Here is a 21326-nt window from a genome sequence, read left to right on the forward strand (position 1 = left end):
CCACCTGGACCGTCGTCCCCGAGGACACCCGGCCGGCGACTCCCGAGCAGCGCATACACGCCGACGTCGCCCGTGCGAACGCGCGGAGTCGGGGTGAGGTGCTGTGAGCACACCGACTCGCCGCGAATTCGCTTACGTTGACTGGGTGTTGCGGCCGGACCGTGACGATGACGCCGCACCGACCACGTACACGTTCCGCTGCCTCACGCTTGGCGACGACGACACCGAGTGCGCCGCGAAGTCTCCTACGGGCAAGGACCCGGGCGAACCGCAGAGGTGGGCGTTCGACCACATGCGTCAGCACCCCGAACACACCAGCTACGCCGAAGTGATCGAGCGCCCTTGGGTGATGTGGCTCGGGGGTCCGACTCGCTCCGCTGAACGTGGAGAGCGGCGCATGAGGTGCTGCGACGAAGTGGGACGGCCCCCGCTCGACGAAGTGCTGCGACAGCTCCGGAACGCTGGGGAAGACCCCGCGGAACTGCCCCTGTGCGAGCTGCGAACAGCCGTATGCGAGCTGGAAGCGGAGCATGGCGGCACCCACGCCGGCTACCTGTGCGAGATCGACCCCAGGACTCAGCTCTGGGTCCGGTGGCAGGGAGACAGCCACGAGTTCGTCCGCCTCGCGCCGTGCGAGGCCCCCGCAGACTCCTCCGACGACGTATGCCACCTGTTCACCGGTCACGCGCCGGGGCACTCGTGGGAGATGGCCGAGACGTCGTGCGACTGACCCGGCCGTCGGAGGGACCGCAAGGAACGACAACCGAGAAGGGAAGACCATGACCTACGACACCTTGGCCGACAGCGACGGCAACGGAGGCGACGGCCTGCCGGGCGAGCCGTGGCCCGCGCCGCCGCCTCCCACCCCGGACGGTGGCCCCGGGGTTCCCAACCCTCCGAAGCAGTAGAGGTAGTCACCCCGTGACTGCAAAGGCGAACCAGGACCGCCCCAGCCGTACTGAGCTGGGGCGTGTCCTCATGTCGGGCGGCGCCCTCCCCGTGGACTGGGCCCCCTCCTACGCGGCCGTTCCCAGGTCGGCGTTCCTTCCGGATCTGATGTGGCCGTTCGACATGGACACGGGCACGAGCATCGCGGTGTCCAGAACGGACGACCCCGGGGCATGGTTCGGATACGCGGACTCGGACGTACCCGTCGTCACCCAGTGGGACGACGGAGCGCATACGGGGACGGACCCGGGGCGGGTCTCGACCTCGTCGGCCTCGATGCCCAGCGTGGTGTTCCGCATGCTCCGGGACCTGGACGCACACCCCGGGAACCGGGTACTGGAGATCGGCACGGGCACAGGCTGGAACGCCGCTCTGCTGGCTCACCGCGTGGGAGTGGAGAACGTCGTCACGGTAGAGGTGGACGGAGCGGTCGCCGAAAGGGCGCGGGCATCCCTGTCGCGGTTCGGTGCGGCCGTACGGGTCGTGCACGGCGACGGATACGAAGGGTGTCCCGAAGGCGCGCCGTACGACCGGATCATCGTTACGGCCGGCGTACGGCACATCCCGTTCGCCTGGGTGGAACAGGCCCGGCCGGGCGGGCTCATCGTGGTCCCGTGGGGCACCCACTACAGCAACGGCGACACCGTGGCCCGGCTCGTCGTCGCGCAGGATGGGCGGAGCGCGTCAGGAGCCTTCACGGGTCCGGTGGAGTTCATGAAGCTCCGGGCACAGCGGCTCCCCCTCGTCGTCCACAGTGACTACGTCACGGGCGGCCCCACCGGCCGGGACGAGTCGACGACGGACATCACGGAGGACGAGTTCGTCGGGGACCGGTTCGGCCCCCAGCGCTTCGCCCTCGGTCTCCGGATCTCGAACTGTCACTGCGTCGTCGCCGACAAGCGGGACGGAGCACGGCCCGTGTGGTTCTACGGGCTCACCGATCGCTCATGGGCGTGCGTCATGTTCCGCGACGGCGACACGGCACGTGTCTGGCAAGGTGGCCCGCGCCGACTGTGGGAGGAGGCGGAAGCGGCACACCGGTGGTGGGAGAACGCGGGCAGACCTGGACACGAGCGGTTCGGGCTCACGGTGACAGCATCAGCGCAGCACGCCTGGCTGGACGAACCCGGCCAGTCGGTGAACTAGTGCCCCGGCAGGCAACGCTCGCCCCGTCGCGGCGTCCGGCACGTGCTCTCGCCGCACCGGACGAAAGCCCACGTACGTCCAGTACGAGGGCTTCCGTCCGGCACTCCCCCAAGCTCTGTGAGCAGGGGGTACCCCCAGAGCACGCACCGGACGCCGCTCCTGACGGGGCGAGCGTTGCCTGCCGGGGCACTAGGCACCTCCGATGTGGCTCTGCGCCGCCGGCACCACTTTGCCGATCGTGGTGGCGAGCGTGGCTCCGAGGACGCTGACGCCGACCAGGGTCAGCCAGATCGCGGCTGCCCCCGTGGACAGCAACCCGGAGAGGGCGGCCGGAGCGACCGCTCCGGCGACGCTCACGGCGAGCTGGTTGAGGGCCAAGTACCGGCCGCGGAGAGCGTCCGGGGCGCTCTCCGCGGCGACAGTCGACGTGATGGGGCCGCCGATGATCTCACCGAAGGTGTAGCTGATCGCACCGAGCAGCACGACGCCGACCGCGAGGGCGAGCGCAGCCACACGATCGGCGGCGAGGAACAGGAGGTAGCCGGTCGCGAAGCAGGCGTGTCCGGCGACGAGGACGCGGCTGCGGATACGCCCGCTGAGCCGCCCGACGACGACGCCTTGGACGAAGCCGACCATCACGGTGTTGAGCGTGAAGACGGCGCCGGCGGTCCAGCCGGGCAGGCCCAGCACGTCCACGGCGTAGACCGGTATCGCGATATTGAGGGCGAACAAGGAGATCGCGAAGCACAGTTGATGCGCGACCACTGGCAGGTACCGCAGGTCCCGGAGCACGCGCCCCCAGCCTCCGGCAGCGTCCTGGCCCGCCTCCGGACGGGTGTTCGGCACGGCCCGCATCAGAACGAAGGCGGTGAGGTAGGACAAGGCATTGACGACCACGATCGCGACGTAGACGCTGTGCGTACCGAAGCTGACGGCGACCGCGGTGAAGAGGCCGCCGAGTGCGTAGCCGAGGTTGCGTACCGACCCCAGAAGACCGAACCAGCGCTCGCGTTGGCCGGGCCCGGCCAACGCCGTGACGGTCACGCCGTAGCAGCCGAAGAACACCGCCCGCCCGGCACTGTTCAACCAGGCGCAGACGGCGATCTGCCATGTCTGGCCCACGACGAGATACCCGGCGAAGCCGAGCGCCTGGGCCAGGTTCGCCGCCTGCAGTACCGGCTTGGCGCCGTACCTGTCGACCAGTCCTCCGACCAGCGGCCCCACCGGGAGCGCCAGCAGCCCGGCCGTCGTCAGCGCCGCGCCCACCTGCACCAGCGTCAGCGACGTCGTGGCCAGGAAGTACAGCATCGAGACGGGGACGAAGACGCCGGTGCCGATCGAGTCGATGACGATCGCGGCGACGAAACGGCGGTGCCGGGCTATCGAGGGACGGACCGCGCCATCGGAAATAGTCACGACCCGGACGGTATAGATTTGATACCGGTATCCACAACGCTACCGGGAGTCGTGCATGGGCAACGCCTACAACGTCATGGCCGCGACCTGCCCCAGTCGCACCGTTCTGCACCGGATCGGGGCGCGCTGGACGGTGTTCGTCGTCAACGCACTGGACAACAGGCCGATGCGATTCACCGAACTCAAGGCGCACATCCGGGGGATCACCTCGAAGGCGCTCACCGAGACGCTTCGCGCGATGGAGTACGACGGCCTGATTTCTCGCACGGAGATCCCCGCACATCCCCCGCATGTCGAGTACGCCCTCACCGACCTCGGACGGTCACTGCTGACACCCCTACGCGCCGTCCGGGAATGGGCCGAGAGCCACGTCCCCGACATCGAAAGCGCCCGCGCACAAGCCGATGCGCAACGGTGACTCCGTTCGCTTGTCAGGCCGGACGACCCCTCGGTCCCTGACCGTGGCTGTTCAGTCACTTACCGCCGTTCGGCCTGAGGGCAGTCACGTCTTCACTTGTGGGCGCGCAAGAAGGCGGGGATCTCCTCGCGGGTCGGGTAGTTCGGCAGGGGCGCCGGCTTGTCCTGAAGGAACGCGGTGATGACGGCGGCGGCTCGGTCGTTGTTGTCGTCCAGGCCGTTCCACATGTGGTGTCCGACTCCGGGCATGTGCTGCGTGCGCTGGATGGCGGGGTCGTCGGCAAGGACGGTGGTCGCCCATTGGCGGACCTGGGAGGAGCACTCGGCGATCATCAGCATCGCGGGGGTCCGGGACTTCCTCAACAACGGTGCGATGGAAGGCGAGTCGGTGACCGTCCGCTGAATGCGGAGGCTGGCGGCGGGGCTGAAGGAGAAGTTCTGTGCGGTGTCCTCGACGGGGATGCGGTGCGCGTCGCGCGCACAGTAGGCGGACGCGGTGTCGCTGCCGAGGTCGGCGGCGGTGAAGGCGTTGTCGCCCTCGGCCTGTCCGAGCAGTCCGGTGTCGGGGGTGAGGAGCCCGAGTCGCATGAGGCCGAATGCCACGGCGTACCGGGGAACGTGCGTGGATCGCGGTCCGGTCATGGCCGGTGCGAGACCGCGTGCGGACTTTCGGCCCTTGTGCCCGGTGGTGTGGACGGTGGGGCCGTCCATGGGGCCGGGGTCGGCGATGATCGCCCGATGCAGGCGTGCGGCGATGCTCGGATCGGCCAGGGCTCGGGTGAGCACGACCCCGCCTGAGGAGAAGCCGAGGATGTCGACCTTGCCCTTGTCCAGGCGGTCGACGAAGGCGGCGAGGCCGCGGACACAGCCACCTGTACACCGTGCTGTTCGGTGGTGTGCAGTCCTTCGCCCCAGGGGAGGTCGGCGCCAGGGACCCGATCCGTCCGCTCCTCGCGGCGATCGATCGCGCCTTGACGGCGTCCGTCCTCGCAGGCGAAGCGACGTCGATCGCCCTGTCGATCTGGGGGACCCTGCACGGGCTCGTGACGCTCGAACTGGCCGGGGCCCTCGACGCCGCCACGGCCGAGGCCGCCTTCCGGTCGACGATTCACGCCACGTTGCGAGGATGGACGACCCCGGAGGTGTTCCGCAGCCTTCGCGAAGCCGAACTCGCTCCCTGACAGGACCAGTTCGACTGCACGACGCCGCGGGGGCGTACGGGTGGCCGGACAGCACAACGCCCCGTTCGGCCAACTGCCGGGCGGGGCTCTGTAGTTGGTGCTGGCCTGCGACTACGCCGTCATGCGTCCTTTCCCGCGCGCCTGTTCTCGCCCACGTCCCGGAAGCGGATCAACTGATCGTCCGCGGCAGCCGCAGGCTCAGGGCGATCGTCAGGGCCACGCCGGCGAGTTGGGTCAGCAGCGTGATCACCAGTGCGTCCCTCATGCCGATCGCGGGCACCAGGGCCAGGAAGAGCGAGCCGAGCGTCGCCACGCCCAGTGCCATCGCCGACTGCTGGGTGGTGGCCATCACGCCGCTGCCGACCCCCGCCCGCGCCGACGGCACCTCGGACAGCACGATCCGTAGCAGGACAGGGAGTTGGAGCGACTGGCCCACCCCGGCCACCGCTGCCCCCGGCAGCAGTTCCACCACGCCGAGATGGGGCCACGAGCGCCAGGCCGCGAGCGCGATCAGCGCCAGACCGGTCGCCTGGAGCAGCCCGCCCGCGGTCACCACCCGGGTGCCGAAGCGGGCGATCAGCCGGGGCCCGTACAGGGAGACCACGAAGAACGTCGTCGCCAACGGCGCGAGCGCGAGACCCGCGGGCACCGGACCCAGCCCGGCACCCTGCTGCAACGCCACCGCGATCACGAACATGAACCCGCTGAAGCCGATACAGAACGGCACGATCATCACCAGCCCGCGCCGCAGCGACACCAGCGCGAACAGGCTCGGCGGCACCAGCGGCGTCCGGCCCAGCCGGTCCTCGCGGCGCTCCACGGCGTAGAACGCCCAGGCCGCGAACGGGAACGCGGCCAGCGTCGGCCAGGTCCACAGGGGCCAGCCCGCCGCGCGGCCCTCGGTGAGCGGCACCAGCAGGGTCAGCAGCGACAGCGCGAGCAGCACGGTACCGGCGCGGTCCACCGGCTCCGGGCGCGGCGAGCGGGTCTCCGGAACGGCGCGCGCGGCGAGGGCCAGGCCGACGAGCACCACGGGGAGGTTGACGAGGAACACCGAACGCCAGCCGGTGCCCGCGATGTCCGCGGCCACCAGCAGCCCGCCGAGGATCTGCCCGGCCACCATGGACAGTCCGGCCGTCGCGCCGTACAGGCTCATCGCCTTGGCGCGGCGCTGCCCGGCGGTCGCCGCCTGGATGGTCGCGAGCACCTGCGGCAGCATCGCCGCGGAGGCCGCGCCCTGTGCGACGCGTGCGACGACCAGCGTCCAGGCGTCCGGTGCGAGGCCGCAGGCCAGCGAGGTCAGCCCGAAGGCCGCCATGCCACCGAGGAAGAACCGTCGGCGGCCGAAGAGGTCGCCCAGCCGGCCGCCGAGGACGAGCAGCACGGCGTACGCGACCCCGTACCCGGCGACGACGAGTTCGAGGAGGGCCTCGCTCGCGTGGAGGTCCTTGCCGATCGTCGGCAGGGCGACGTTGACGATGAAGAAGTCGACGAGGGGGAGTGCCGCGCCCAGCAGCACGGTGAACAGTCCGAGCCCGCTCAGCCGGGTGGTCGTCACCGGGGAGCGGACCGCAGGGGAGGTGAGAGTGTCGGTCACACCACGAGCCTGGACCGATCCCCAGCGTGGTACCAGAGTGTCCTTGTCCTGGTACCAGCAGTACCTGGCAACAGGGTCCGCGTGGCGGCAGTCTGGAGGAATGACGACCATGGTGCGGGAGACGGCGGCGGTGGAGACTGCGGCGACGGCGGCGGTGGAGACGGCGGCGGTGGATGTCCCGGAGGACCGGACGGGGGAGGGGCCGACGCAGCGCGCAGGCGAGATCCGACGGCATGAACTGGCCGCGTTCCTGCGGCATCGTCGCGAGCACCTCTCCCCCGAGCAGGTCGGGCTGCCCCGTGGCCGGCGCCGCCGCACCCCGGGGCTGCGCCGGGAGGAGATCGCGCAGCTCTCCGCGGTCGGCGTCACCTGGTACACCTGGCTGGAGCAGGCCCGTGACATCAAGGTCTCCGCGCAGGTCCTCGACGCACTCGCCCGCGCCCTGCTGCTCGACGCCAGCGAGCGGGCGCACCTCTTCCAACTGGCCGGAGCCACGGACCCCGCCCCCGGCGCCTCCTGCCCGTCGGTCACCGCCGCTCAGCGCGCGCTGCTGGAGCAACTCGAGCCGATCCCGGCCTGTATCCAGAACAGCCGGTACGACATCCTCGCCTACAACCGCACCTACGGGCTGCTGCTGTGCGACCTGGAGACGGTCCCGCCCGCGGACCGCAACTGCCTGGTGCTGTGCTTCACGAACGCGGACTGGCGGGCCTCGCTCCACGACCCCGAGGAGGTCATGCGAGTGATGGCGGCCAAGTTCCGTGGCTCGATGGCCGGTCATCTCGGCGAGCCCGCCTGGAAGTTGCTGCTCAAGCGGCTGATGGCGGAGTCCGCCGAGTTCCGCGCGGTCTGGGAGCGACACGAGGTGGTGGGCAGCCGCGGCAGGCGGAAGCAGTTCCGCAACGCCCACGTGGGGCTGGTGGCCGTGGACCACACGGACCTGTGGCTGGGCCCGCACCAGGGGCCGCGCATGGTCACGTACCCGCCCGCCGACGACGAGTCGCGCGGGAAGCTCGAGAAGCTCCAGGCCATCGCGCTGGAGCGGGGCGTACCGCCAGGCCGGTGAGGCCTACGCGGAGATGCCCGCCGCCTCCCGTACCTCCGTCGACTCCAGGCGCGCGGCGGTCCGTTCGGCCGTACGCCTGCCCCAACGGCCCGTGGTGAGTGCGCCCAGGGCCAGGACCGCGAGGCCGCAGGCCACGAGGATCCACCAGCCGGGGCGCGCGGCGGCGACGAAGGCGTCGCGGTACGGCGAGGAGCCGATGCCCGAGGCCAGCACCGCGCCGACCACCGCGACCCCGAGGGTCTGGCCGAGCTGGCGGCTCGTGGAGGCGACGGCGGCGGCGACCCCGGCCTGGGCGCGGGGCATCCCGGAGACGGCCGTGTTGGTGATCGGGGCGTTGACGAAGCCGAAGCCGATGCCGAACAGCACGTACCCGACGCACAGCGTCACGTTCGACGTCTCCGCCTCGAACGCGGCGAACAGCACGGCGCTCGTGGTCATCGCGCAGCCCGCGATCAGCAGGGGCAGGCGCGGGCCGCGGGTGCCGACCAGCCGGCCGGACAGCGGCGCGCACAGGAAGGTCGGCACGGCCATCGGGAGCATCCACAGGCCCGCGTGCAGGGCGTCCAGGCCGCGCACGTTCTGCAGGTAGAGCGTGGACACGAACAGGAAGCCGCCGAGCGCCGCGAACGCGGTGACCGCGATCACCGTGGCCCCGCTGAACGGTGCCGAGTGGAAGAAGCGCAGATCGATGAGGGGTTCGGCGCGGCGCGGCTCGTAGTACAGCAGGCCCAGGAGGGCCGCGAGCGCGACCGTGGCGAACGGCACGAGCGTGGCCGGGCCCGCGTGCGGGGCCTCGATGATCGTGTACGTGAGGCTGCCGAACAGGGCGATCACCAGTACCTGGCCGACCGGGTCGGGGCGGCGGGGCTTCGGCGCCCGGGACTCCGGGATGAAGCGCAGGGTGAGCAGGATGGCCGCGAGGCCGACCGGGAGGTTGACCCAGAAGATGGAGCGCCAGCCGACGGACTCCACCAGCAACCCGCCGACCAGCGGGCCCGCGGCCATGGATATGCCGACCACGGCTCCCCACACACCGATCGCGCGGGCTCGTTCGCGCGCGTCGGTGAAGGTGTTCGTGATGATCGACATGGCGACGGGGTTGAGCATCGAACCGCCCACCGCCTGCACCATGCGGAAGGCGACGAGCGACTCCAGGTCGGGGGCCAGCGAGCAGAGCAGGGAGCCCAGGCTGAAGACGACGAGACCCGCCATGAAGACGCGTTTGCGGCCGATCCGGTCGGCGGTGGAACCCGCGAGCATCAACAGCGAGGCCAGGACGAGCGTGTACGCGTCGATCGTCCACTGAAGCCCGGCCACGCTCGCGTGCAGTTCTCTCTGCATCGAGGGCAACGCCACGTTCAGGATCGTGTTGTCGAGGCTCACGATCAGCAGGCTCATACAGCAGATCGCGAGGACCAGCAGGCTTCGTCGTCGGCTCGGCTCCGGCATGCGCCTCATCGTACGCCCACTTCAATAGTGCGTCTAACTAATGACCACTACACGATCAGGTGCTCGTCAGCGCCGAGTACCCCTCGCCGTACGGGACAATGGGTTCATGTCCACGCCCATGCCCACGCCCACGATGAACTCGACCTTGCGGATCGGCCCGCACGCCGTTCAGCCGCCCGTCGTCCTCGCGCCCATGGCCGGGATCACGAACGCGCCGTTCCGCACCCTGTGCCGGGAGTTCAGCGGCGGCAAGGGCCTCTTCGTGAGCGAGATGATCACGACCCGGGCGCTGGTCGAGCGCAACGACAAGACCATGCAGCTCATCACGTTCGACGCGAGCGAGAAGCCGCGCTCCATCCAGCTCTACGGCGTGGACCCGGCGACCGTCGGCAAGGCCGTCCGCATGATCGTCGAAGAGGACCTGGCCGACCACATCGACCTGAACTTCGGCTGCCCGGTGCCGAAGGTGACCCGCAAGGGCGGCGGGTCCGCGCTGCCGTACAAGCGGAACCTGCTGCGGGCGATCCTGCGCGAGGCCGTGAGCGGCGCGGGCGACCTCCCGGTCACGATGAAGATGCGCAAGGGCATCGACGACGACCACCTCACCTTCCTCGACGCCGGACGGATCGCCGTCGAGGAGGGCGTCACCGCCATCGCGCTGCACGGCCGCACCACCGCCCAGCACTACGGCGGCACGGCGGACTGGGAGGCGATCGCGCGGCTGAAGGAGCATGTGCCCGAGATCGCGGTGCTCGGCAACGGCGACATCTGGTCGGCCGAGGACGCGCTGCGGATGGTGCGCGAGACGGGCTGCGACGGCGTGGTGGTCGGGCGCGGCTGCCTGGGGCGGCCCTGGCTGTTCGGGGACCTGGTGGCGGCGTTCGAGGGGCGCGACGACTTCGCCCGCCCGGCGCTGCGCGAGGTCGCGGACGTCATGGTCCGGCACGCCACCCTGCTCGGCGAGTGGATCGGCGACGAGGCACGCGGGGTCATCGACTTCCGCAAGCACGTGGCCTGGTACCTCAAGGGCTTCGCGGTCGGCTCGGAGATGCGCAAGCGGCTCGCGATCACGTCGTCCCTTGCGGAACTGCGGGCCGGGCTGGACGAACTGGACCTCGACCAGCCGTGGCCTGCGGGCGCCGACGGGCCCCGGGGTCGTACGTCCGGCAACAACCGGGTGGTGCTCCCGGACGGCTGGCTGAAGGACCCGTACGACTGCGCGGGCGTCGGCGAGGACGCGGAGCTGGACACCTCCGGGGGCTGATCCCGGCCCGCGGGCGGGGCGTGAACCCGTGAACCAGGTTCGTGGGGGGCGTGGACCCGTGAACCCGGTCCGCGGGCGGGGCCCCGCGACCGTCCGCGACACGCCCGGATGCGTGTCCGCATGGTGACATAAAGCCTCCTCAGTTCGCGTGATTCTCGCCACCCCTGATCGGGGATGCGCTCAGATGAGCGATTGAAGGTCGGCTGCACTTCTCCAAGGGGTGGCACTCAGTGCCACCCCTTGATCGTTCATCGATCAAAATCAAACGTGCGGGATGGGTGCTCATGTGAGCGTCGAGGGGCGTCTGTGAGGGATGATGTGTTCAAGAAGTGAAAACACGCGGCGCCAGGTGCTTGCCAAGCTTTGACTTTCGATCCCCTGGCGGACGGGTGGTTGCATGCGCATGACGCGCAAGAGGATGTACGCAGATGCCTTCGATCTGGGTATGTTCCTCGCCGTCAGGGCAGCCACCGCGTCTTCGAGGAGTCGGGACCCGTGTCGGAAATCAGAGATCACCGCGTAACTGAAAAGGGTGTCGAGGGCGTGAAGTTCGTTTATGACTTCACCGAGGGCAACAAGGACCTCAAGGACCTTCTCGGCGGCAAGGGTGCGAACCTCGCCGAGATGACCAATCTGGGTCTGCCCGTACCTCCCGGCTTCACCATCACCACCGAGGCCTGCAAGGTCTACCTCGGCAGTGGCGAGGAGCCGGTGGCACTGCGTGACGAGGTGAGCGACCACCTCACCGCGCTGGAGCAGCGCATGGGCAAGAAGCTCGGCCAGGCCGACGACCCCCTGCTGGTGTCGGTGCGTTCCGGTGCGAAGTTCTCGATGCCCGGCATGATGGACACGGTCCTCAACATCGGTCTCTCCGACAAGTCCGTGCAGGGACTGGCCAAGCAGGCCGGCGACGAGCGTTTCGCCTGGGACTCCTACCGCCGCCTCATCCAGATGTTCGGCAAGACGGTCCTCGGCGTCGACGGCGACCTCTTCGAGGACGCGCTGGACGCGGCCAAGAAGGCCAAGAAGGTCGCGGTCGACACGGAGTTGGAGGCCGCGGACCTCAAGAAGCTGGTCACCAAGTTCAAGAAGATCGTCAAGACCGAGGCCGGGCGCGACTTCCCGCAGGACCCGCGCGAGCAGATGGACCTCGCCATCAAGGCCGTCTTCGACTCGTGGAACGGCGACCGCGCGAAGCTCTACCGCCGCCAGGAGCGCATCCCGCACGACCTCGGCACGGCCGTGAACATCTGCTCCATGGTCTTCGGCAACCTCGGCCCCGACTCGGGCACGGGCGTCGCCTTCACCCGCGACCCGGCCTCCGGCCACCAGGGCGTCTACGGCGACTACTTGCAGAACGCCCAGGGCGAGGACGTCGTCGCGGGCATCCGCAACACCGTCCCGCTCGCGGAGCTGGAGCGTATCGACAAGACGTCGTACGACCGGCTGATGCAGATCATGGAGACGCTGGAGAACCACTACAAGGATCTCTGCGACATCGAATTCACCATCGAGCGCGGCCAGTTGTGGATGCTCCAGACCCGCGTCGGCAAGCGCACGGCGGGCGCCGCCTTCCGGATCGCGACCCAGCTCGTCGACCAGGGGCTCATCGACGAGGCCGAGGCGCTCCAGCGCGTCACCGGCGCCCAGCTCGCCCAGCTCATGTTCCCGCGCTTCGACGAGAAGGCCAAGGTCGAGCAGGTCGGCCGGGGCATCGCAGCCTCACCGGGCGCGGCCGTCGGCAAGGCGGTCTTCGACTCGTACACGGCCGTCAAGTGGTCGCGCTCGGGCGAGAAGGTCATCCTGGTGCGCCGTGAGACGAACCCGGACGACCTCGACGGCATGATCGCGGCCGAGGGCATCCTGACCTCGCGCGGCGGCAAGACCTCCCACGCGGCCGTCGTCGCGCGCGGCATGGGCAAGACCTGTGTGTGCGGCGCCGAGGAGCTGGAGGTCGACACCAAGCGGCGGCGCATGACCGTGCCCGGCGGCCAGGTGGTCGAGGAGGGCGACCTCATCTCGATCGACGGCTCCAGCGGCAAGGTGTACCTCGGCGAGGTCCCGGTGGTCCCCTCGCCCGTCGTGGAGTACTTCGAGGGTCGGATGCACGCGGGCGCCGACGACGCCGACGAACTGGTCGAGGCCGTGCACCGGATCATGGCGTTCGCCGACCGCAAGCGGCGCCTGCGGGTGCGCGCGAACGCGGACAACGCCGAGGACGCGCTGCGGGCGCGGCGCTTCGGCGCGCAGGGCATCGGCCTGTGCCGTACGGAGCACATGTTCCTCGGCGACCGGCGCGAGCTGGTCGAGCGCCTGATCCTCGCGGACACGGAGACCGAGCGCGAGGAGGCCCTCAAGGAGCTGCTCCCGCTCCAGAAGACCGACTTCGTGGAGCTGTTCGAGGCGATGGACGGGCTCCCCGTGACCGTCCGCCTGCTGGACCCGCCGCTGCACGAGTTCCTGCCCGACATCACCGAGCTGTCGGTGCGCGTGGCGCTGGCCGAGGCCCGTCAGGAGCCGCACGAGAACGAGCTGCGGCTGCTCCAGGCCGTCCACCGCCTGCACGAGCAGAACCCGATGCTGGGTCTGCGCGGCGTGCGCCTCGGTCTGGTGATCCCCGGTCTGTTCGCCATGCAGGTACGGGCGATCGCCGAGGCCGCGGCCGAGCGCAAGAACGCGAAGGGCGACCCCCGCGCGGAGATCATGATCCCGCTCGTCGGCACCGTGCAGGAGCTGGAGATCGTACGGGAGGAGGCCGACCGGGTCATCGCCGAGGTCGAGGCGGCCACCGGCACCGAGCTGAAGCTGGCGATCGGCACGATGATCGAGCTGCCGCGCGCCGCGCTGACGGCCGGCCAGATCGCCGAGGCGGCGGAGTTCTTCTCCTTCGGCACCAACGACCTGACCCAGACGGTGTGGGGCTTCAGCCGTGACGACGTGGAGGCCTCGTTCTTCACCTCCTACCTGGAGAAGGGCATCTTCGGCGTCAGCCCGTTCGAGACGATCGACAAGGACGGCGTCGGCAAGCTGGTCCGTGACGCGGCCAAGGCGGGCCGGGCCACCCGCCCCGACCTGAAGCTGGGCGTGTGCGGCGAGCACGGCGGCGACCCCGAGTCCGTCCACTTCTTCCACGAGGCCGGACTCGACTACGTCTCCTGCTCCCCGTTCCGTATCCCCGTGGCCCGGCTGGAGGCCGGCCGGGCGGCCTCGCAGGCGCAGGGCAGCGACCACCGCTGACCTGGTCGTCACACTCCCGGAGCCGTCATCGGTCACCACCCTCACCGACCCGAGGACGGCTCCGGACCGCCGGGAGAGGGCGGCACCCCTGTGCGGGGGGTGCCGCCCTCCCCGTTTCCCCGTCTCTCCGGAAGACGTCGCCAACCTCAGAAGACGCTCAGGATCGTAGACCGCGCCATTGCCCGCTCCTTAGGGTCGCGATCATGCCCGATATATCGCTGACCATGGTCGTTGTCCTCTGTCTCACCGCGCTCGCGGCCGGTTGGGTCGATGCGGTGGTCGGCGGTGGCGGGCTTCTGCTGCTCCCCGTGCTGCTGCTCGGCCTGCCCGCCGGTACGGCGGCGTCGGCCGCGCTCGGCACCAACAAGGCGGTCGCGATCGTCGGTACGACGGGCGCCGCCGTGACGTACGTACGCAAGACGCCGGTCGACGTGGCGCTGGCCGTACGGATCGGCCTCGCGGCGCTCGCCGGGTCCACGGGCGGGGCGTTCGTGGCCGCCGGGATGAGCACGGACGTCCTCAAGCCGGTCGTGATGGTCGTCCTGCTCGCCGTCGGCGCCTTCGTGATCCTGCGGCCCGCCTTCGGGACCGTGCCCTCGGCCGAGCCGGTCTCCGCGCGCCGCGTGCTCGCCGCGATCGGGCTCGCGGGCCTCGGCATCGGCTTCTACGACGGCCTCATCGGCCCCGGCACGGGCACCTTCCTCATCCTGGCGCTCACCGCGGTCCTCCACCTCGACCTGGTGAACGCCTCCGCCATCGCCAAGATCGTCAACTGCTGCACCAACGCCGGTGCCCTCGCCACCTTCGCCTGGAAGGGCACGGTCTTCTGGCAACTGGCCGCGGTGATGGCGGTGTTCAACCTGGCGGGCGGGATGTTCGGCGCGCGTACCGCGCTGAAGAAGGGCAGCGGGTTCGTCCGGATCGTGCTGCTGACGGTGGTGTTCGCGCTGGTGGCGAACATGGCGTACCAGCAGTGGCTGGCCTGAGCGGTCAACGGACGCTCGTGACACGACTGTTCGCGGGACGGCTTCCCATGAGGCGGCTTCCCGCGGGACGGCTTCCCGTGAGGCGGGCGAAGACCACCACGTTCCCCTGGTAGCCCGTCGCCTTCGTGTATCCGCCGCCGCAGGTGATCACCCGCAACTCGGGGCGCCCGGCCGCCCCGTACACCTTGTCGTCGGGGAAGGCGTTCGCCGCGTACACCTCCACCGCGTACACCGTGAACACGGCCGCCGAGCCGTCGCGCCGCCCCACCTCGATCGTGCTGCCCTTCGGCAGCGCGCCGAGGGCGTAGAAGACGGCCGGGCCGCGGGCGGTGTCGACGTGTCCGGCGACGATCGCGGTGCCGATGCCGCCGGGGACGGTCCCGGCCGCGTACCAGCCCGCGAGGTTGCGCCGCCCCGCGGGCGGGACGTCGAGGCGGCCGGTCCGGGTCAGACCGAGGCCGGTCAGCGGGGCGTCCACGCGTATCTCCGGTATGCGGATGCGTACGGGTATCGAGGGCGCGAGCGCGGGTGCGGCGGACCGTATGCGGTCGGCGCCCGTGGCGGCCTGCGCGACCGAAGGTTGCGGCGGGGCGTGGCCCTCGGCGGCGTGGTGCAGCAGCCACAGACCTCCGCAGAGGGCTATCGCCGAGGCGGAGGCTATGGCGGCGTTGGCGACTTCCCTGGCACTGCCGGCCTGATGCACCTGGGCCTCCTTCGTGGGCACGGCGTTCCGTGCCCCCTCCGGGCCGCGAGGGGCATCGGCACCCGGAGGGGGAGCGGACGGCGGTACCGGCCGACGGGCAGCGGAGGGCGCCCGTCAACTCCTGTCACGTCGCGCACGGCGGTGCAGGAGCCAGGTACCGCTCGCGGCGGCGACGGCGAGGGCCGCCACGCCTACCGCGGTCTGCACAGGGTCGGCGCCGAACGCGCCGCCGACCCCCGTCTTCACACTTCCCCGCGGCTGCGTGGCGCTGCCGGCCGGGGTCAGGGTGACCGTCAGATCACCGGTCACGGTCGCGTGCTCACCACCGGAGCAGGTCGCGACGATCTCGTACGTCCCCGGCTGCGCACTCGGCGGCACCCTGAAGTGCCCGCTCGCGTCCTTGCCGGGCGAGCCGGGCGCGAGCGTGAACATACCGGCGCCGACCGCGCTGGCGTTGCCCATCGCGGTGCCGCCCGCGCCGCAGGCCGCCGTGGTCACGGTGACACGGGTCCCCGGCACGGCGCTGGAGGGCAGGACCGCCAGGCTCCCGGCGCCCTCGCCGTACGCGGGCACGGCCATGCCGCCCGCCGCGACGGCGAGCGCGGTACCGGTCACCAGACGGGCCGTACGTCGCATCCTCGTGCTCCTCGGAGGGGGCACGGCCCGCGACACCTCCACTGTGCCGCTGTGTCGGTCGTACCCCTGCCCTTCCGAGGTAACGGGCACTCGGCCGCGGGCGCTCGCTGACGGGGTGTCAGAACTGCGGTGAACGGGTGTCGGTGACGTGCTCCAAGTGGTGCGTGTGTCCGACGTTCCGGCAGGTCAACGGCGTACGGCGGACGAGTCGCGAACGGAAGCCCGAGAGGTGCGGAAAGGGTGAACGGGGGGCGGGGGCCGCGGGGTACTCGGCTTCGCTTGACCTCAAGAATGGTCGAGGTACCAGGCTGTGCCGCATGAACACCGCAACGAACACAGCAACGAACACAGCAACGGACGCAGCAGTGGACACCTCTCTCGCTCCCCCCGTCCGCGTCGCCGTCGTGATCGGCAGCACCCGGCACGGTCGCTTCGGCCCCGTCGTCGCACAGTGGCTGCTCGCCCGTGCCCGTGAGCGCGAGGACCTCGTGGTCGACGTCGTGGACGTGGCGGAGATCCCGCTGCCCCTGACCTTCGCCCCGTCCCCGGAGGCGACGGCCGCGCTGGCCGACGTCACCCCGAAGCTCGCCGCCGCCGACGCGTTCATCGTCCTCACCCCCGAGTACAACCACTCCTTCCCGGCCGGTCTGAAGAACCTGATCGACTGGCACTTCACCGAGTGGCAGGCCAAGCCGGTCGCGCTGGTCTCCTACGGCGGCATCTCCGGCGGCCTGCGCGCGGTGGAGCACCTGCGTCAGGTCTTCGCGGAACTGCACGCGGTGACGGTACGGGACACGGTGTCGTTCATCGGCGCGAGCGCCGCGTTCGACGACGAGGGCAACCCGCACGACACGACCGGCCCGGCCGCCGCCGCGAAGAAGATGCTGGACCAACTGCTCTGGTGGGCACGGGCGTTGCGAGAGGCGAAGGAGAAGCGGCCGTACGCCGCCTGACCAGCGCTCAGGAACCCTGTCGGTCCGCGAGTGCCTCCGTCGCCGCACGGTGGCCCACGGCGGCCAGGACCGGATTCGTCTCCTGGTAGTAGTGCTCCGCCATCAGGCCGAAGCACAGGGCCCAGCCCCGCCCTCGCGCCCAGGTCGCGTCGTCGACCTCGGCCGCCTCGCGGAACAGATTGCGGGTGTCCGCCGAGAACACCGCCCACGCGGCGAGCGTGTCGGCCGCCGGGTCCCCGACGCCGAGGCCACCGAAGTCGATCACGGCGGTGAGACGGCCCGCCGAGGTCAGCAGGTTGCCGGGCAGCAGATCGCCGTGGAGCCACTTGGGTGCGCCGTCCCACTGTGGGAGCCGTATGACCTCCTCCCACAGAGCCGTCGCGGCCCGGCCGTCCACCGTGCCGTCCGCGCCCAGGTCGTGGACCGCCGCGCGGACGTCCGCGTCGTTCTCCGCGACCGGCCCGCCGCGCCAGGAAGGCGGGCCACCGGCGGCGTCGACCCGGCGCAGCGCCGCCACGAAGCGGCCCAACTCCACGGCGGCGTCCGCTTGTTCCGTGAGCGGGGCGTCGTAGGCGTTCGCACCGTCCAGCCAGCGCAGCACCGACCACGACTGCCCGTACCCCGGTGCCGCCGCACCCCTGCCGAGCGGCACCGGGACCGGCAGCGGCAGATGCGGGGCCAGGAGCGGCAGCCACCGTTGCTCCTTGTCCACCTGCCGGGCCCCGCCGGGCTGCCGGGGCAGCCGTACGACCATGTCCTCGCCCAGCCGGTACATCGCGTTGTCGGTCCCGGCGGAGGGAACCTCCCTGACGGGCAGCCCGGCCCACTGCGGGAACTGCTCCGCGATCAGCCGGCGTACGAGCGCCTCGTCGATGTCGAGTTCGTCGGGGTGCAGCTTCGTGGCGGGCATGAGCCTCCGTGGGTGCGCGGGGTGGCCGGGTGTCGGAGCGTAGAGGCAGGGGTGGCCGACGTGCCATTGATTTGGGCGACTCCGCGCACCTCCCCGCAGGGGGACGGCACTCGGGCGCCCGCGTCGCTCGTGCGGGCGACCGTCCCGTGCGCCCCCGGCAGGCGTTCCGGCGCTCGCGCCTAGGGTCCCGGTCATGGCCGACAGCGACCTCACCCGGCGGCGTGTCCTCGCGCTGGGCGGTGCCGCGGCCGGTGCCGTTCTGGGGCTCGGTATCGCCTCCTGCTCCTTCTCCGGGCACGGCTCCCGCGCGTCGGGACCGGACGACGCCTCGAACGCCGCCCCGGACGCCGAACTGTGCATGCTCAACCCGAGCACCACGGAAGGCCCGTACTACCTGGACGGCGCGCTCTTCCGCAGGGACGTCACCGAGGGCAAGCGGGGCGTCCCACTCACCGTCCGGTTGACCGTGCGCGACCAGCCCCACACCTGCGCCCCGTTGAAGGGCGCGTACGTCGAGATCTGGCAGCCCGACGCCTGGGGCTACTTCTCCGGCTACACGGCCCTGTCACCGGGCGGCACGGTGCCCCCGGCCGACACGGACCCCGGCGGCGCGAACTCCGGGACGTATCTGCGTGGTTACCAGCGGACCGGCGCCGACGGCGTCGCCGAGTTCCGGACGATCTTCCCCGGCTGGTACCGGTCCCGCGCCCCGCATGTCTATGTCAAGGTGCACACCGGCGGCCGGCAGGCGGGCGGCACCTACGAGGGCGGCCGGGTCAACTGGACCGGGCAGCTCTTCTTCGACGACCGGTACACCGACGCGGTGTACGCGAGGGCGCCGTACACCGAGCACGTCGGGACGCGCGCGCGGCTCGCGCAGGACACCGTGTACCACGGGGGCGGTGAGCGGGACGGCCTGATGCGTGTCACGGGGAACGCGGACTCGGGGTTCGTCGCGACACTGACCGTGGGGGTCGACCCGACACGGGAGAACGCCGGGGCGGAGGTGGACGGCGAGAGCCCCGCACGGCCGAGTTCCGCGCCGCCGAATTCCGCTGCCATGACGCCCATGACGCCCATGACGCCTACTGGCGCGACAGCGACCGCGTGATGCCCGCCGCGATCGTCGTCGCGAGCACCCAGCCCGTGGCGATCAGCAGATACGACAGCCACTGATAGCCGCCGTGCGGCGCGAACGCCGCCTCCTGCCCGAAGTCGATGATCGGCAGCAGCAGATCGAGGGTGTAGAAGAGCGGGTTGAACCCGGGCGCCTCGGACGGCTTGAGCGCGGGCGGGTGGTGCAGGGCGAAGGCGAGCGTGCCGGTGCACAGCAGCAACAGCAGCCAGCTCGCGGCCCGCATCGGGCGGAAGCCGTAGCCGACGGCCGCGTCCTGCACATGCCCCCACAGCCGGGCGTAGGCCGGCAGCGTACGGCGATGCCTGCGGAGCTTGGCGAGTTGGACGGTACGGGCCGCGGCCTCGTCGCCCACCGTGCGGTAAGCGGCGGTCAACTGCTCGTAGGCGTACGGGAGATAGCCGTCGGCCTCGCGTTCCAGCAGGGGCAGGCGCTGCTCGGCGGGCAGATGCGGGGTCAGTACGCGGTAGTCGAGCCCGTCGATGCGGACCTGCTCGGGCCACACCTCGGGCGGTACGTGCAGCAGGTCGAGTTGGGTGCGGCGCAGGTTCACGGTGCCCTCGATGGGCGCGGCCTCGCGCAGCCACAGTTCGCCGATGACACAGCTACTGGCGCGCAGGGCCTGTCCTTCCGGGTGGGACAAGCGGGCGTAGGCGAAGTTGAGCCGGCCCGGGATCCGGGAGCCGGTGAGATTGACCCGGCCCCGGGCCTTGAGTCGCATGGCGTGCAGGTCGGTGCCGACCGTCAGCGTCTCGGCGTGCAGGGCCGTGTCGCCGGGGTGGTGGAGCTGTGCGTCGTCGAGGTTGACCTGCCCGGCGACGGTGGCGCCCTTCAGCCGGACCTGTCCGTGCGCGACGAGCCCGACGGCCCATATGTCCGTGCCCACCTCCGTGTGGTTGAGCTGGAGGACGGGATCCTCGGCCCTCTCGCCGGGGTTGCCGAGCCGCGCCTTGTTGACGAAGACCGCTCCGGAGAACTTCGCCCCCGCGAGCTGTACCGGACCCGAGATACGGCAGCACGTGAGTCGCAGCACCCCGTCGACGCGGAGCGTTCCCGCGGTGAGCCCCGGCAGGACCGAGTCGGTCAGGACGAGCGCGGGGATCCGCGCGCCGTACAGGTTCGGGGGCTTCTCGAAGTGGCAGCCGCGCAGCCGGACGGGATGCTCGATCGTCCCGTACATCAGATGGAGCGTCCCGGTGACCCGCGCGCCCCACAGCTTCAGTCCGGCGATCTCGCCGTCCTGCGCGGGCCCGTCGAGCAGCAGGGCCCGCAGCACCTCGCCTCGGACGGTCCGTTCGGGGCCCCAGGACGCGCCGGTCGTGGGGTCCTCGTCGGGGCTCTCGCGGAAGTCGACCGCGGCACCGCGCGGGAAGGCCTCCCAGACGCGGCGTTCGGCGGGGGTCAGATCGGCGATCTCCACGGTCATTCCCGCCCCGCCGCCAGCGCCTTGGCCACTCCGGGCTCCTTCGGGCCGAGGAAGGTCGGGTCCGGCTGGAACAGGGCGTCCAGGGCGGCCTTGCCCGCGGCGGCGACCTCGCGCGCGCCGCCGTAGTACCAGGTCGCGTCGTGCTTGGCGGCGACCCCGACGCCGTAGGAGGTCACGCCCGCCGCCTGGCACAGGGCGACCGCGCGGCGGACATGGAAGCCCTGGGTGATCAGGACCGCCCGGTCGACGCCGAAGACCTTCTTCGCACGGACGCAGGAGTCCCAGGTGTCGAAGCCCGCGTAGTCGCTGACGATCCTCTTGTCCGGCACGCCGTGGCGGGTCAGATAGGCGCGCATCGCGTCCGGTTCGTCGTAGTCCGCACGGCTGTTGTCGCCGGTGACGAGGACGACCTCGATACGGCCCGCCCGGTACAGCCGCGCCGCCGCGTCCAGACGGTGGGCGAGATACGGCGAGGGCTCGCCGTCCCACAGACCGGCGCCGAAGACGACCGCGACCTTGGCGCGGGGCACGTCGGCGGTCGTGTGGAGCCGGTCGGCCGTCGACACGAACAGCCAGGTCGCCGGCAGCAGCGCCAGGACGCACACGAGCATCAGCAGTTGCAGGGCCCGGCGCTGCCCGGCGCGGGTGCGCGGCAGGCGCGGTCTGCGGATCGTCAGGCGCGGCAGGCCCATCGCACACATTCCCCCGTTCCCCCCACATTCGGTTACATCAGTGGGGACGCGGTGGACGCCGTTCCGGTTCACGCGGCACACCGGGAACGTTCCCGTGACCGCCGAGAGACCGCCGAGAGACCGCCGAATGACCGCCGAACGACCGCCGATACGAGGGGGCTCGC

The 21326-nt window shown here is 71.0% G+C and carries 19 protein-coding genes and 1 pseudogene; 11 read left to right on the forward strand and 9 right to left on the reverse strand.

Annotated elements, in window-relative coordinates:
* Positions 1–103: 103 nt before the first annotated feature.
* The 3 genes from NGF19_RS31310 (at position 104) to NGF19_RS02020 (ending at position 2094) form a co-directional block, all read left to right on the forward strand.
* Positions 104–730 (forward strand): DUF7848 domain-containing protein, encoded by a 627-nt coding sequence (locus NGF19_RS31310; protein WP_505016629.1) that lies wholly within the window; start codon positions 104–106, stop codon positions 728–730.
* A 49-nt stretch (positions 731–779) separates the two neighbouring features.
* On the forward strand, positions 780–908 hold the full coding sequence (locus NGF19_RS30565) for a hypothetical protein (RefSeq protein WP_289733828.1): 129 nt from the start codon (positions 780–782) through the stop codon (positions 906–908).
* Between the two features lie 70 nt (positions 909–978).
* The gene (locus NGF19_RS02020) at positions 979–2094 is read left to right on the forward strand and encodes a methyltransferase domain-containing protein (protein ID WP_289733955.1); all 1116 of its coding nucleotides are present in this window, start codon (positions 979–981) and stop codon (positions 2092–2094) included.
* Positions 2095–2283: 189 nt separating this feature from the next.
* On the opposite strand, the gene NGF19_RS02025 is transcribed toward NGF19_RS02020, so the two are convergent.
* Positions 2284–3510 carry an MFS transporter gene (locus tag NGF19_RS02025; protein WP_252421682.1) on the reverse strand — a complete coding sequence of 409 codons (1227 nt, stop codon included), beginning with the start codon at positions 3508–3510 and terminating at the stop codon, positions 2284–2286.
* 55 nt (positions 3511–3565) lie between these two features.
* Between NGF19_RS02025 and NGF19_RS02030 the strand changes: the two genes are divergently transcribed.
* Positions 3566–3928: a winged helix-turn-helix transcriptional regulator gene (locus tag NGF19_RS02030; protein ID WP_252421683.1), complete on the forward strand. Its 363-nt coding sequence runs from the start codon at positions 3566–3568 to the stop codon at positions 3926–3928.
* Between the two features lie 92 nt (positions 3929–4020).
* On the opposite strand, the gene NGF19_RS02035 is transcribed toward NGF19_RS02030, so the two are convergent.
* Positions 4021–4713 carry a hypothetical protein gene (locus tag NGF19_RS02035; RefSeq protein WP_252421684.1) on the reverse strand — a complete coding sequence of 231 codons (693 nt, stop codon included), beginning with the start codon at positions 4711–4713 and terminating at the stop codon, positions 4021–4023.
* Positions 4714–4772: 59 nt separating this feature from the next.
* Here NGF19_RS02035 and NGF19_RS02040 point away from each other — a divergent pair.
* A pseudogene (locus NGF19_RS02040) lies at positions 4773–5108 on the forward strand (TetR-like C-terminal domain-containing protein); the annotation flags it as partial.
* Positions 5109–5277: 169 nt separating this feature from the next.
* Here NGF19_RS02040 and NGF19_RS02045 read toward each other — a convergent pair.
* Positions 5278–6705 carry an MFS transporter gene (locus NGF19_RS02045; RefSeq protein ID WP_252421685.1) on the reverse strand — a complete coding sequence of 476 codons (1428 nt, stop codon included), beginning with the start codon at positions 6703–6705 and terminating at the stop codon, positions 5278–5280.
* Positions 6706–6805: 100 nt separating this feature from the next.
* Here NGF19_RS02045 and NGF19_RS02050 point away from each other — a divergent pair, with 100 nt between their 5' ends.
* Positions 6806–7771 (forward strand): MmyB family transcriptional regulator, encoded by a 966-nt coding sequence (locus tag NGF19_RS02050; RefSeq protein ID WP_252421686.1) that lies wholly within the window; start codon positions 6806–6808, stop codon positions 7769–7771.
* A gap of 3 nt (positions 7772–7774) precedes the next feature.
* On the opposite strand, the gene NGF19_RS02055 is transcribed toward NGF19_RS02050, so the two are convergent.
* Positions 7775–9220 (reverse strand): MFS transporter, encoded by a 1446-nt coding sequence (locus tag NGF19_RS02055; RefSeq protein WP_252421687.1) that lies wholly within the window; start codon positions 9218–9220, stop codon positions 7775–7777.
* 106 nt (positions 9221–9326) lie between these two features.
* On the opposite strand from NGF19_RS02055, the gene dusB reads away from it, so the two are divergent.
* From dusB to NGF19_RS02070, 3 genes are all read left to right on the forward strand, one after another.
* Positions 9327–10484 carry a tRNA dihydrouridine synthase DusB gene (gene dusB, locus NGF19_RS02060; RefSeq protein WP_372505544.1) on the forward strand — a complete coding sequence of 386 codons (1158 nt, stop codon included), beginning with the start codon at positions 9327–9329 and terminating at the stop codon, positions 10482–10484.
* A 543-nt stretch (positions 10485–11027) separates the two neighbouring features.
* The gene (gene ppdK / locus NGF19_RS02065; RefSeq protein WP_252421688.1) at positions 11028–13721 is read left to right on the forward strand and encodes a pyruvate, phosphate dikinase; all 2694 of its coding nucleotides are present in this window, start codon (positions 11028–11030) and stop codon (positions 13719–13721) included.
* A 203-nt stretch (positions 13722–13924) separates the two neighbouring features.
* Positions 13925–14707: a sulfite exporter TauE/SafE family protein gene (locus tag NGF19_RS02070; RefSeq protein ID WP_252421689.1), complete on the forward strand. Its 783-nt coding sequence runs from the start codon at positions 13925–13927 to the stop codon at positions 14705–14707.
* Positions 14708–14711: 4 nt separating this feature from the next.
* On the opposite strand, the gene NGF19_RS02075 is transcribed toward NGF19_RS02070, so the two are convergent.
* Together NGF19_RS02075 and NGF19_RS02080 are read right to left on the reverse strand one after the other, a co-directional pair.
* Positions 14712–15410, reverse strand: a complete 699-nt coding sequence (locus NGF19_RS02075; protein ID WP_505016630.1) for a class F sortase — start codon at positions 15408–15410, stop codon at positions 14712–14714.
* 114 nt (positions 15411–15524) lie between these two features.
* A complete protein-coding gene (locus NGF19_RS02080) occupies positions 15525–16046 on the reverse strand; it encodes a GVDTG sorting domain-containing protein (RefSeq protein WP_252421691.1) in 522 nt (173 codons plus the stop codon).
* 317 nt (positions 16047–16363) lie between these two features.
* Between NGF19_RS02080 and NGF19_RS02085 the strand changes: the two genes are divergently transcribed.
* Positions 16364–16999 carry an NADPH-dependent FMN reductase gene (locus NGF19_RS02085; protein ID WP_252421692.1) on the forward strand — a complete coding sequence of 212 codons (636 nt, stop codon included), beginning with the start codon at positions 16364–16366 and terminating at the stop codon, positions 16997–16999.
* A 7-nt stretch (positions 17000–17006) separates the two neighbouring features.
* On the opposite strand, the gene NGF19_RS02090 is transcribed toward NGF19_RS02085, so the two are convergent.
* Positions 17007–17909, reverse strand: coding sequence for an aminoglycoside phosphotransferase family protein (locus NGF19_RS02090; protein WP_252421693.1), 903 nt, complete (start codon positions 17907–17909; stop codon positions 17007–17009).
* A 193-nt stretch (positions 17910–18102) separates the two neighbouring features.
* Here NGF19_RS02090 and NGF19_RS02095 point away from each other — a divergent pair, with 193 nt between their 5' ends.
* On the forward strand, positions 18103–19020 hold the full coding sequence (locus NGF19_RS02095; protein WP_252421694.1) for an intradiol ring-cleavage dioxygenase: 918 nt from the start codon (positions 18103–18105) through the stop codon (positions 19018–19020).
* On the opposite strand, the gene NGF19_RS02100 is transcribed toward NGF19_RS02095, so the two are convergent.
* Both NGF19_RS02100 and NGF19_RS02105 read right to left on the reverse strand, forming a co-directional pair.
* Positions 18995–20464 (reverse strand): membrane-associated oxidoreductase, encoded by a 1470-nt coding sequence (locus NGF19_RS02100; protein WP_252421751.1) that lies wholly within the window; start codon positions 20462–20464, stop codon positions 18995–18997. The genes NGF19_RS02095 and NGF19_RS02100 overlap by 26 nt on opposite strands.
* Before the next feature lie 2 nt (positions 20465–20466).
* Positions 20467–21162, reverse strand: a complete 696-nt coding sequence (locus NGF19_RS02105) for a SanA/YdcF family protein (protein ID WP_252421695.1) — start codon at positions 21160–21162, stop codon at positions 20467–20469.
* Positions 21163–21326: the final 164 nt, after the last annotated feature.

The sequence above is a fragment of the Streptomyces macrolidinus genome, assembly GCF_023887685.1.
Taxonomy (GTDB): Bacteria; Actinomycetota; Actinomycetes; order Streptomycetales; family Streptomycetaceae; genus Streptomyces; species Streptomyces macrolidinus.

Excerpts from the sequence above, each read along its gene's own strand:
- NGF19_RS30565 (WP_289733828.1), top strand. The coding sequence starts at position 780 with ATGACCTACGACACCTTGGCCGACAGCGACGGCAACGGAGGCGACGGC.
- NGF19_RS02020 (WP_289733955.1), top strand. The coding sequence starts at position 979 with ATGTCGGGCGGCGCCCTCCCCGTGGACTGGGCCCCCTCCTACGCGGCC.
- NGF19_RS02030 (WP_252421683.1), top strand. The coding sequence starts at position 3,566 with ATGGGCAACGCCTACAACGTCATGGCCGCGACCTGCCCCAGTCGCACC.
- NGF19_RS02050 (WP_252421686.1), top strand. The coding sequence starts at position 6,806 with ATGACGACCATGGTGCGGGAGACGGCGGCGGTGGAGACTGCGGCGACG.
- NGF19_RS02055 (WP_252421687.1), bottom strand. The coding sequence starts at position 9,220 with ATGCCGGAGCCGAGCCGACGACGAAGCCTGCTGGTCCTCGCGATCTGC.
- dusB (WP_372505544.1), top strand. The coding sequence starts at position 9,327 with ATGTCCACGCCCATGCCCACGCCCACGATGAACTCGACCTTGCGGATC.
- NGF19_RS02070 (WP_252421689.1), top strand. The coding sequence starts at position 13,925 with ATGCCCGATATATCGCTGACCATGGTCGTTGTCCTCTGTCTCACCGCG.
- NGF19_RS02080 (WP_252421691.1), bottom strand. The coding sequence starts at position 16,046 with ATGCGACGTACGGCCCGTCTGGTGACCGGTACCGCGCTCGCCGTCGCG.
- NGF19_RS02085 (WP_252421692.1), top strand. The coding sequence starts at position 16,364 with ATGAACACCGCAACGAACACAGCAACGAACACAGCAACGGACGCAGCA.
- NGF19_RS02090 (WP_252421693.1), bottom strand. The coding sequence starts at position 17,909 with ATGCCCGCCACGAAGCTGCACCCCGACGAACTCGACATCGACGAGGCG.
- NGF19_RS02095 (WP_252421694.1), top strand. The coding sequence starts at position 18,103 with ATGGCCGACAGCGACCTCACCCGGCGGCGTGTCCTCGCGCTGGGCGGT.
- NGF19_RS02105 (WP_252421695.1), bottom strand. The coding sequence starts at position 21,162 with ATGGGCCTGCCGCGCCTGACGATCCGCAGACCGCGCCTGCCGCGCACC.